Genomic DNA, 10,903 nt, shown 5'->3' with positions numbered 1-10,903 from the left:
ATACTGCCCTCCGCTCGACGGTCGGGTCCGTTTCATCGCCCCAGTAGGCTACCAACTGCCCGACGGCGAGACTCGACAAGACGAGACCTGGCCACAGTAACACCTGACTGCCCGCCGCGACCAGTCCCAATCCAACGACTAGGGCGACGAGCTTTCGTGGGTGGCCGCGAACCTCTTCGACCCACGAGCCTTCGGGAACGACAGTCATGGGTCGCCCCCTCTTTCGTCAGCGTGCGTCTTGAAAACGAACACCCAGCAAACACCAACGTAGGATATTACGAACAGCCCAGCCAGCCCGGTGTAGCCGGCAACCGGCCGCCGCAGGACGGCAGTAACCAGTTCTCTAGCGCTGGAGAGTGGTTTGACAAAGAGCGCCGAAGCGGCGGCACTGACATCCACGAGCGCGATGCACAGGACGACCAGCAGTGCGAACAGTGCGTGTTCGAATTGGAACTGATGTATCTCTTGAATCATGCGATGAGCCTCCCGTCAGGAGTTTCGTCAATCGTCTCTGCCGTCAGCATCTCCTCTATCAATTGTTCAGCCTCGTCGTGGTCCAGATCGTCAGCCTCCTCGACGACAGCGTCGACGACAGCCTCTCGGTCCGCGCCGTAGCCAGCCCCGTCGAACTTCAGCTCTTCGACGACCTCGGTCACGACGGCGGTCGGGGCGTCGGAGGTGACGACCAGCTGGCCGTCGTCGTCGGTCTCGACCTCCACATCCGGGCCGGGGTCGAGCCCCAGTTCGCGGAATGACCGACTCTTCAGCCGCGTGGCTCGCTCGGCGTCGACCATCTCGATGGTCTCGGAGTGGCGGGCCTTCGCCGACGCTTCGGCCAGCCGGATGAGGTCCAGGAGCGACCGCGGCGTCACCGGGATGGTCCGGTCTTCCTCGTCCTCGCGAGCGACCAGCCGCGTCTTCACGGCCACGTACCACTCGCGGAGCGCGTCTTTGACCGCGTCGTCCGCAAACGTGGGCGTGAGTTCGCGACACGCCTGCAGGTACGCCCGCAGCGCCTCGATGGGAAGGTCTCCGTCGACATCCTCGCGAAGCTCGTCGGGGACGTCGTCGCCCCGATCTTGCCTCGTGGCAACGTCTCGGCCGTCGATGATGTGGCCCGCTAAGTCATCGATTTCCTCCCGGTCTGTGCGCTCGCGCAGGACCCATATCAGGTCGAACCGGTCCAGCAGCGGCGAGATGATATTCGTTTGCTGAATCGGGCTTTCGCCGGTTCGGAAGTGGCCGTCCTCCGGGTTGGCGGCCATGAGCATGGCCGTCTCGGCATTCAGGACCGCGCGCTCGCCGGCCTTCTCGACGGTCACTTTCCCGGATTCCATCGCCTCGAGGACGGCGTTCTGTTCGGACGAGCCAGCGCTATCGAGTTCGTCGACGAACACGGCACCGCCGGAACACTTCGGAATCGCGCCAGCGGTGACGGTCAGATCGCGGTCGTCGAACCCGTCTCTGGTCATCGCGGCGGTCAGGCCAGCAGCGGAAGTGCCCTCGTTGCCAGAAGTCTTCTGGGCTCGTGGACTTAGCGCCGTCAGCGCCTCGCCGAAGTCCGTCTTCCCAGTGCCGGGGTCGCCCAGCTGCAGCTGATGGATTAGGCCGCGGTGGTTGGTACCCTCGTCATCGGGTGAGTTGCCACGAACCAACTGCAGGATGAGGCTCTCTTTGATGTGCTCGTCACCGTAGTGGTTCGGCGCAATCGAGTCGATGAGCGTCGGCATCGGATCGTGGGTGGCGGCGAGCTCCTCGATGACGTCACGATGGGCAGCGCGGTCGGCCTTCTGCTTGGCTGATTCCTCGACGATGACCTCCTCGACATCGAGGATCTTCTGGCCGACCGTCGAACCATCTGGATGGACGGCCTTGTACTCGGCGACGAGTGTGACGACCTCGCCGGACTCAACGCCGCGTCGAGCCAACTGTTCGGTGAGATGAGCATCGATTGTCTCTGTGCCCTCCTCAACGCGCTCGGGCACAGGCTGGAGCCGGAGTGCCTGGTAATCGACGTATAGACACTGTTCGTTGACCAATCTGAACGGGCCACGTTTCTCACAGCCTTCGCAGATAGTCGGTTCTCGAATCCCGCCGTAGCCCTGTGGAATGCGATGGAGCGTGCCGCAACGGTAGCACTCGAAGCCGGCCTCGTCAAGTTTCGGGTCGACCGAGGAGCGCTGTCGAATCTGGCCGCGAACGGCGATAGTCTGGCTGACGGTCCGGGCGTAGTGTTCGCCGACGTGGTAGACATCGACGTCATCGACGATCGGGAGTGACTCAGCGTCGACGCTCATCGGAGTGCCTCCATTGTCACGTCAATGCCGTTGGTGAGGACATCTATCGCGGCCTGGATGTTGACGCCGGGAATGATTCCGGTCCAGAACAGCAGTCCGAACAGCGCTGCCGAGAAGAGAACAGATACCAGCGCGTGACGGGTCGCCGTCCGCCCGACCGTCGCGACGAGTGCAACGATCCCTTTCAGTTTGAAGCCCCACCACAGCCAGAGTCCGGTCGTCATCAACGTTCCAACGCCGACACCGAGCCCAGTCAGTCCGAAGTTCTCAAGTCCGAACTGCAGCAGTCCGCGAAGCAAATCGATTGGTGTTATCAGCACTGGTCGACACCTCCGACTCGTCGAAACCTCTCAGAATTTCGAGTGTTGATCGCGACCAGCCAGCGGCGCACGCTCGCGTCGCATAATGCGCCTGCCCACACGGGGGGTGCTCTCGTCTTGTCTGGAATTCCGCGCGCGCGTAAAATCCTAGAACTCGCCGCGAAATCGGTGCGGGCCCCAGTCTCCGGCAGTCCGACCCCCTGGGTTCGTCTACGAAAACTGAGAGGATACAGCCGAGGTTTGAGACCGTCGACGATGATCGTCGACGAATGGTCCATGGGGTCGGGCCGATCATGCCGACGCACCCCCTGGGACTGCAGTTCGGTCCGAGTCGGTCTCAGAGAGGTACACTTTCAGGTCACCGTGAATCGGCTTCGAGATCTCCGGCCACGTTATCGGCGGCCAAGTGAATCCTTGTTCGGAGTACATCACCGCCTCGCCGATGTCAAGATCGGCGGTGATGTTGTCCTCCATCGGAACAGAGTCAAATCCTTTCGGCGCGGAGCCGCCGTGAGGATTCGCGGTCCCGTTCATTGCGACGCGCCAGCGAATCCGGTCAGTCCAGAGATTGTGCAGGTGCTTGTCCTTGTGGCCGAAAAAGAGGCCGATGATGCCGTTCTTCCGGAAGTCCTCAACGGCGGTCCCGGCAAGTTGGACTTTCTGGAGTGTGGCGTACTTGTCCTTCGAGACGCCCTCCCGAGCGAGCGACGCGACCTCGTCGCAAATCCAGGTTGTCCAGTCGAACGGGCCGCGTTCGACGAGCGACAACGCCCAGCCGAACCACCAGTGATCGACCGGGTCACCCTCCTGAAACTCGACGCCGTCGATGACCTTGTCGGATTCCTCGTAGACCCACTGACACCCTCGCATCTTCGGGTCTGGATAGACGACGTGAAACACGCCGTCCTGCAGGACGTTCAGGTTCAGGTCCATGATATCACTGTAGTACGTGACCTTCCGGACGACGTCTTCGAGCGGGACTTCTTTGCCCATCGAGTTCCGGTCACCGCCTTTCGGGACGACACGCGCGTTTGCCTCGTACCCCTTCGGGAGGCACACGTGTGCGACAGGGGCGTACGGGAGCCACTCCGACCGCGAGCCTGTCGCAGCTCGCCAGACTACTCGTGAGTTGTTGACCTCCATGTCGATTTGGGCGGCCCGGAGTGCCAGCGTCGTCTTGCCGGAGTTCGGCGGACCTGTTGCGAACCACTCGACGCCGCCACTGGGCTGGTTGCGGCCGCCGTCCCATGTGTGGTCCCAGAAAGCCGGAACAAGACCGTCCTCGTCGAACTGGTCGGGATTGAACGACGGCATGCCATGGAGGCGGCGAAGGTAGGCCCCGTCGGAGTGCCGACGACTGTCGTCCGTCCACTGTGCGCTTCCGTAGTGCGGTGCTTCGAAGCCCAGCTCCTGGGGGTCATATAGCTCTGACATGGTTACATCGTCCTCGGAGATTCGTGCTCACCGGTTTCGTCGGCGTGATGCTCGTCGGCCTGACTCGCCCAGCGCTCGACTGCGCGGTTGTACGCCGGCAAGAGGTACGTCGCACCCCACAGCTCGCGCTCGCGTTTGTACTTCGTCCCTTCCTCGAGGAGGGCTCGTTGCGCGCTGGCCCGGTCGTGGATCTTCCAGTCGAAGTCCGGTTCGACCTTATAAAGCTCGCCGAGCGTGCCGGTGTCGAGCCGAGAAAGCCAGTCGTCAACTGCCCTCATGTCCTCGAATCCGTCCAGCAGCGAGACCAGCAGGCCGCTCTGTTTTCGGTAGAGTTCGTCCAGCGCCGGTCGCATCGCGAAGTGTTTCGTCTCTTCAGCGTTCTCGACTCGGTCTTGTTCGTTGGTGTACTGGTTCACCTCCGTTCTGAGCGTCCGGTAGGCTGCCCGGAATGCCGGACGGATGTACTTCGCAGCGAGGTACCGGCGTTCCCGTTCGGCGGTCGCGAGTCCGACGGGATCTTCCCGCCACTGGTTGCGCTTCTCGGACGTGATGACGACCGACAGCGGGACTGGGCGCGAACAGACGTTTACGAACCAGCCGTCCGGGACACGACCGAGTGACCAGAATTGCATCTGGTGCAGCGAGAGGAGCAGCTCTCGCCGGGACTCGTATCCTTCGACCGTCCAGCGATCCAGCCACGTTCGCTGGTCAGCATTCAATTTGTCCAGTGCCGGCGTGAACTGGTCGTCCATGACGACAGACCCGTCTCCGTCGACCTCCTCGAGGACGTCATCGAGCGATGTCTCCAGTATCGAAGACATCAGTCGTCACCTCCCGCAGCGGCAGACGGTCGCTCGTCGCGGTCCAGTGCTGGGTCCTCATCGGACAAGACCGAGTCGAACGGTTTGCCCTCCCGGTTGTGTGCCTCGTCAATGAGGCCCTCGTCTCGGAGGTCCTGGAGCCACTTCTGGACGTCGTACTGCTTGTTCTCGCTCTCGATGAGCTTCTCCAGGACCGCGTCGATCGTCCCGAACCGGCGGACGTTCAAGTCGACGTACCAGGCTGTGGTCCACGCTTTCCGCGCCTGCCCCGGTGCGACCCACGACTGGGCCTTCCCTTCGATGGGCTCGGCGAACAACAACGCGAACGGCAGGCACACCAGAAGGCCCCACTGCCACGCGCCGACGAAATCCAGCGATGCGTACGCTGAGATTGCTGGAATTACGAGCATCCCGGCGGCCTGGAAGTACTGTTCTTTCCCAATCGACTCGGGCAGCGCTCGCAGCTTGCCCGGGTCCAGTTCGTCCTCGAGGAGAGTGCCTTCGTCGTCGCGGGGTGGCTGGTAGGTCCGCCACGGCCAAGTAAAAATAACACGCGAAGGCAGGTGTTCGACCAGCCCCGGTGCGTCCTGGTCGACGATGACGACTTTGTCGTAGTCGCCGACACAGTCCCACTCAGCTTCTTTGTTGTTGATGTTCAGCCGAGCGTAACAGCCTTTGTAGCGGGCCCACATCGACAGCAGGCCCTTCGAGTACAGCACCGGCGCGCCGTCCTCGTCGAACACGACGTCGTAGCCCTCGATCTCGATATCACCAGAATCGAGAATCTCGCTCTTGTCGTCGAGTGGGCTGGTAGCGGTCTCCGGGTCCATCCGAATGAAGCCCCAGTTCTCGATAGCGTCGTCGTGGTCCTCGAGCTGCATCACCGCCACGACATAGGCGATGAACACGCTGAACACAATCGGGAAGTGGGCAGTCAGCGACGCCAGCGCGTAGTAGCCCACGAAGTACGCACCCACGGCGAATATGAAGCCGATGGCGATCCATGCCATCGCCCCGCGGCCAGTCCCAGCCAGGGCCTTCCGGCGGAATTTCGGGACATACGTATAGCTGAGCAGCGACAGCACGATCGTCGGTAGAACCACCCACAGCAGGATGTACTCGTTCAGGTCGCCGCGAGTGTTGATATCGGGTGCGGCCTTCGCCGTCGCGATGGATTTGTGCTTGAACGTCCAGCGGAGTGTGTCTCCGCTGGGGAGTTCCATCAGCATCGTCACCCGCTCAGCGTCGTCGTAGTGGCCACGCAGGGGGATGTCGTTGTGCCGTCGCATCCCCGACTGGAAAGTTACTTCCTGCTCGCCAACCGCCGTGACGTTCGCGTAGCGCTCGGTGATGACCGTCCCGTTGGAGGTCTCCGTTTTACGCGTGTCCGGATGCCAGTAGATCTTCGTGAGCGAGAAGGTACGATTCTGGCCATCGAACGGGAAGCTTCCATACAGCCGCACCTGATTCCGGTGAACCGTCGTCGTGGGCGTCAAGAACTCCTGTGACGAGCGCTGGCCGTATGTTCCGGTACCACGCGGCGGATACCGGACCATCCAGAAGGCAGTCATCTCACCGGCCGTCCGGAGCGAGGGATAGCGCTCGTCGGTGACTGTGCCCTGGGTCTGGAGTTCCTGCAGCGTCCACTCTTGGTCCGTCGATGACTGTGCGTCAGCACCCACAGACAGCGGGGCCGACAGCGCGCTGATGATAAGCAGTACGACAAGCAAGCCGTGTTGAGTTTTCCGTCCGAACATCAGTTGTTCCCTCCGCGAAGTCGATCCGAGCCGTCACGAACCCGACTCGCGCCGTTCGAAACGATCTGGATGGGCCGTGGTCCCTGTCCCTTGATGTAGGTCATGTAGAGGTAGTACGCCGTCAGCAAGAGCCCGATGAGGCCTGCCAGTGGGACGAGCGGCTGCAGGCCGCTGCCGAGTGACTGCGTGATGACGTGCCCGCTGGCCCAGTCGATTATATAAACCACGACCAAGACGGCCGCAGCCGCCGGGAGTGTGCCTTCTGGGAGTGCCGACGGGAGCGTAATGAACTCGAACCGCCGGACCAGCACAGCCAGTGCCAACAGGAGTACGACGCCGACGATGAGCGGAACTGGAATCCCTTCCTCGGGAGCCGTGATCGGTCCCATCGTCGGCCCGTTGAAGGGACCGCTCGTCGAATCGGTCGCCGAAGACGTCGTGTTCTCTTCCTGGAACTGCAGCGTCTCGTCGCTGTCGTCGTCGGACAGCGTCAGCGGCGAATTCGCCGTCCCAGAGTCCCGAACGACGCCCTGGGACGTACTGTAGAGGATGTACTTCTGGTCGTCTTTCGCGTCGACGAAAGTGAACTCCACCTCGTCGCCGTAGGTACTGCCCGCCCCGATCTCAAGCGACGGTTCGTTCGTATCTGGGGCGTCGGTGACCGACACCTGGACGTCGCCGTTGGTCGGCGTCGCGGTCACGGGCACTGTCGCAAGCTGGAACTCGTAGCCAGCATCGGACGGCGGTAGGTGGAGCCGTTGCGTGCCGTTGGCCTCGACTGTCGCGTACTCCCCGCTTTCGCCGGCCCACGGTTCGTCGTAGGCGTAGTGAATCCGCTCAGCACCGTCTGGCAGCCGCATGTACGAGTCGCCATTCCAGTCGGTCAGTTTGACACGGGAGTCCAGCGTCGAACCTCGGACACTCGGGTCGACGACCTGTATCGAGCCGTTGTTGACCCGTGCCATCGACCCGTCCGCTCGGACAGTAACCGTGTCGCCTGCACTGACAGAGCCAAGTTCTACGTTGAGCGTCGTGTCGTTGAGCTCGTAGTCTGCCGGAGCTACCTCTGACCACGTCCCGCCGTTGGTTCGGACTTCGAGATTACGGACTTCGTAGACGTTGCGCTCGAAGGGGATTGTCAGCGATGCCGCTGAGCGGTCGCCGGCGAAGGACTTCGAGACGTTGTAGCGAGAGGTCAACTGTTCCGCAGTGTAGGTGACCGTCTGCTTGTCCTGGACCTCGTGGCGATAGGTCAGCTGGACCTGTGTTGCCGGCGCATCCGCCGACTGCTGAGCCAGCCCGAGCTCAACGTTGTTCGTGCCCTCACGAACCCACGCGGAGTCAGTCGTCAGCGACGTGGTTTCACCATCGCCCAAACGGCCTGCATAGCTCGTCTCGTTGCCGTTGACGTAGATACTGACGTCCTCGGTTCGGTCCGTTCTGTATACGTCACCCGGGCGGTCGTAGCCGATCCTCCGACAGTCGATATCTTCACATCACTCGTTTGCCGGTCGATGCTGGGCAGCTCGGCAGTGGCTGTCTCGCCCGGTGCGAGCATACCCGAGTAGCCCGCTTCAGTGACGCCATCACCGTCGACATCGACTGCAGGGTCTTCCGTGTGGTAGGTCCCGTCAGCGGAGATTGTATAGTCGACAGTCCCGGCCGTCAGCGAGGTCTCGACAGTCGAGTCGCCGTTCGACAGTGTCTCGGCCGAGACAGACGTCGACTGTCCCGAAGTCAGGATACCCGAGTAACTCGCGTCGACCGACCCGTCTCCGTCGAGATCGAGGCCGGGGTCCTCGGTCGCTGTGCGTTCGGTCATATCAATATCGACGTCTGTCTGATGGCCCGCCAGCGAGACACTCGCCGTATGCGACCCCGTCGAGAGGTCCGACACACTCGCCGTATGCGTCTCGCCGGATTTCAGGACGCCCGTATAACTCGCGTCGGTCGACCCGTCGCCGTCGACATCAACCGACGGGTCCTCGGTCGCTGTCCTCTCCGTCCAGCTAAGTGTATAATCTATTGACGACCCTCCGGAGCCACTAAAGTCGAGTTGGGACGACGACGTAGATAGGTCGATAGTCCGTGATTTTGTTTGTCCGTCGCTGAAATCGCCAAACGACGCCGAGGCCCCTGTGTCATCCGACGCAGTGAGGCCAGAGACACCAGATTTGACCTCATACTCCATATCTGCCGCCTTGTCTCTTGCCTCACCGAGCGATTGGGAATAAATCCAATAGCCGGTAGTCCCCCCTCTTTGTCTGAGCGCCAGAGAATCATACTCCCCGTCGCTGTCTGTCCCAAGAGACTCGAAGCCTATTATGTAGTCTTTGCCCGCCTCAACTTGGTAATTTGTGTCTAAGTTTGCTGTTTTCTTTCCCGCCGACCAACTTGGTTTCCAATTGTCTTTTATTTTAGTCCCCTCGGCGTAATTACTATCTACCCCACTTTCCTGAATAATATATATATCAACAGGAGCGGGACGACTGCCTTGTGCGGATGTTATATTTACGGTTAGGCTTTGGATAGTGCCACTACTGTCCGGATTTATCCGTATATCGCTTCCCATCGCCACATCCTCATGAGTGTCACCTATCCAAGTGTTACCGTTGGCAAAGTTAGGGCCTTGGTCCACTGGGTTGTCCGTCACGAGTTTGCTGTGACCTGTCACGGTGAGCGTTGGGTCCCCTCCGCTCCCGTCTGTCGGCTGGATATTGCCGCCGACAGAGAGGCTGGTAGAGTGAGACGGAGAGACGCCGGTCCCGCTGGCCGAGTCTGTCGTCGAACTTGAATCACCACTAAACGTTACTGAGACGCTTTCAGCCGGAACATTTCCGCCGACATTGTAGCTTAGAGATTCCCCGTTCGCGAGGTTCGACCCCGAGACCGTGCGCGCTGTCGTCTGTTCGTTTCCGGTAAACTCGACAGTCTCGCTGTCAGGGTCGACGTTACCAGGAACCGAGACGGATTTTGTCGACCCGCTGCTCGACCCGGTCGCTGATGCCGACCACGCTGTCGTCGTCTCGACACCTTCCCACGTGATCTCTGGTTCGTTGTTTGCCGACGGCCCTGTGGGTGGGAGATTCCCCGCGACAGACAGCGCGAGCGTGTCGCCATCAGTCAGCGTCGACGCGCTCTCCGTGTCCGTTTCCGTATTCGTGATGCCGGTCACATCGGCCGTGAAGTCCTTGACCGCGTCCTTGTCGCTCACGTCGTAGGCGGATGTGAACCCATCTGTCGCCGGCGAAGCCGTGATCTGGACTTCACCGGAGAACGTGATGCCGTTCTCGCTGAACTCAGGTACTTCAAAGACGAGATAGCCGTTCTCGTAGGCAACTTCTCGTGTCCAAGTCGACCCGCTGGAGTGGACACCTCGGACCTGTTTCGGCGTGTACCCCAGCTGCTCATGCACGGCCCCAGCTGGCAGCGCGACCTCACGACCAGCGTGGTGCTGGTCGTCACCGAGGATGAGTGCGAGGTCGCCCGCGCCGATAATATTGGCATTCGATCCGACGAGGTCCTCAGCCCGATCGGGTGTCGTCACCGTCACCGACATCGAGGACGCATTCGACCCGGTATAGGTCGCTCCGCGTAGCGATTCCGCCGGGATCGCCGGCGTCTGTCCGTCGGGCACGTCCACATCGATATTCCCATCCGGAACCACGGACATACCGGAGGGACCACTATCCGCCGCCACAGCGCCGATGCTCCCGGCTGGAATCCCAGCCAGCACCACCAGTGCAACCGCCAGAGTCGTGAGTAGTTTTGAGGTCATGTACTGAAAGGAATGGAATGCCCGACAGGCGCGTTAGGCCCTCCGTGTGCTGGCTCCGCTCGTACCGTACCGAGCGACAATCGTCACGACCAGGACGGCCATGACGATGGCTCCGAGCTGCCACGGTTGCAGTGGGACATAGCCCTTGATCTGGAGATAGGCCAGCACGCCGAGGAGAATTTCACCGGTCAGTGCCGGTGCGGCCTTGATGAGCGGAGCAAGTTCGCCGCCCGCCATCGCTAGCTCCCGGCCGATCGTCACCATGATCGACGTGACGACCACCGCCAGCGAACCAAAGCCGCCTGCGATTCCACCGGTCGTCACACGGGCCCGCTCGCCCACGCGTTCGACCAGTTCCACGTTGTCGTTGGCTTCCTCGTACTCTTCGAAGGCCCAGAGAGCCAGCGCCCCCACGGCGAGTAAGCCGATGATCGTCGCGATGACCGACCCGGTAAGGAGTCCCATCAGCACGTCCAGTGCCACGAGTCCTCACCTC

At 61.5% G+C, this 10,903-nt stretch carries 10 protein-coding genes; all 10 read right to left on the bottom strand.

The annotated features are described in order from the left end of the window. Positions 1-208: hypothetical protein (locus tag AV059_RS20410; protein ID WP_058997759.1), on the bottom strand; the 208-nt coding region annotated here is incomplete at its 3' end. Next, positions 205-474: a hypothetical protein gene (locus AV059_RS20405; RefSeq protein WP_058997757.1), complete on the bottom strand. Its 270-nt coding sequence runs from the start codon at positions 472-474 to the stop codon at positions 205-207. The genes AV059_RS20405 and AV059_RS20410, both read right to left, overlap by 4 nt. Continuing rightward, on the bottom strand, positions 471-2,297 hold the full coding sequence (locus AV059_RS20400; protein ID WP_058997755.1) for an ATP-binding protein: 1,827 nt from the start codon (positions 2,295-2,297) through the stop codon (positions 471-473). Before AV059_RS20400 ends, AV059_RS20405 begins: the two co-directional genes overlap by 4 nt. Beyond that, positions 2,294-2,617 carry a hypothetical protein gene (locus tag AV059_RS20395; RefSeq protein WP_058997753.1) on the bottom strand — a complete coding sequence of 108 codons (324 nt, stop codon included), beginning with the start codon at positions 2,615-2,617 and terminating at the stop codon, positions 2,294-2,296. Before AV059_RS20395 ends, AV059_RS20400 begins: the two co-directional genes overlap by 4 nt. Before the next feature lie 291 nt (positions 2,618-2,908). Next, complete coding sequence (locus tag AV059_RS20390; protein ID WP_058997751.1) at positions 2,909-4,051, bottom strand: hypothetical protein; 1,143 nt, start codon at positions 4,049-4,051, stop codon at positions 2,909-2,911. 2 nt (positions 4,052-4,053) lie between these two features. Beyond that, positions 4,054-4,872, bottom strand: coding sequence for a hypothetical protein (locus AV059_RS20385; protein ID WP_058997750.1), 819 nt, complete (start codon positions 4,870-4,872; stop codon positions 4,054-4,056). Continuing rightward, the gene (locus AV059_RS20380) at positions 4,872-6,629 is read right to left on the bottom strand and encodes a hypothetical protein (protein WP_058997748.1); all 1,758 of its coding nucleotides are present in this window, start codon (positions 6,627-6,629) and stop codon (positions 4,872-4,874) included. The genes AV059_RS20385 and AV059_RS20380 overlap by 1 nt, the downstream gene beginning before the upstream one ends. Continuing rightward, a complete protein-coding gene (locus tag AV059_RS20375; RefSeq protein WP_058997746.1) occupies positions 6,629-8,005 on the bottom strand; it encodes a hypothetical protein in 1,377 nt (458 codons plus the stop codon). Before AV059_RS20375 ends, AV059_RS20380 begins: the two co-directional genes overlap by 1 nt. Then, positions 7,978-10,407 carry a hypothetical protein gene (locus tag AV059_RS20370; RefSeq protein WP_058997744.1) on the bottom strand — a complete coding sequence of 810 codons (2,430 nt, stop codon included), beginning with the start codon at positions 10,405-10,407 and terminating at the stop codon, positions 7,978-7,980. The genes AV059_RS20375 and AV059_RS20370 overlap by 28 nt, the downstream gene beginning before the upstream one ends. Before the next feature lie 33 nt (positions 10,408-10,440). Further along, entirely contained in the window at positions 10,441-10,890 is a 450-nt protein-coding gene (locus AV059_RS20365) for a hypothetical protein (protein WP_154021056.1), read from the bottom strand. Between the last annotated feature and the right edge of the window lie 13 nt (positions 10,891-10,903).

This window comes from Haloarcula sp. CBA1127 (genome assembly GCF_001485575.1).
Lineage (GTDB): Archaea > Halobacteriota > Halobacteria > Halobacteriales > Haloarculaceae > Haloarcula.
Note: the sequence above shows the minus strand (reverse complement) of the source record. Positions and strands in the feature narration are given on the sequence as shown.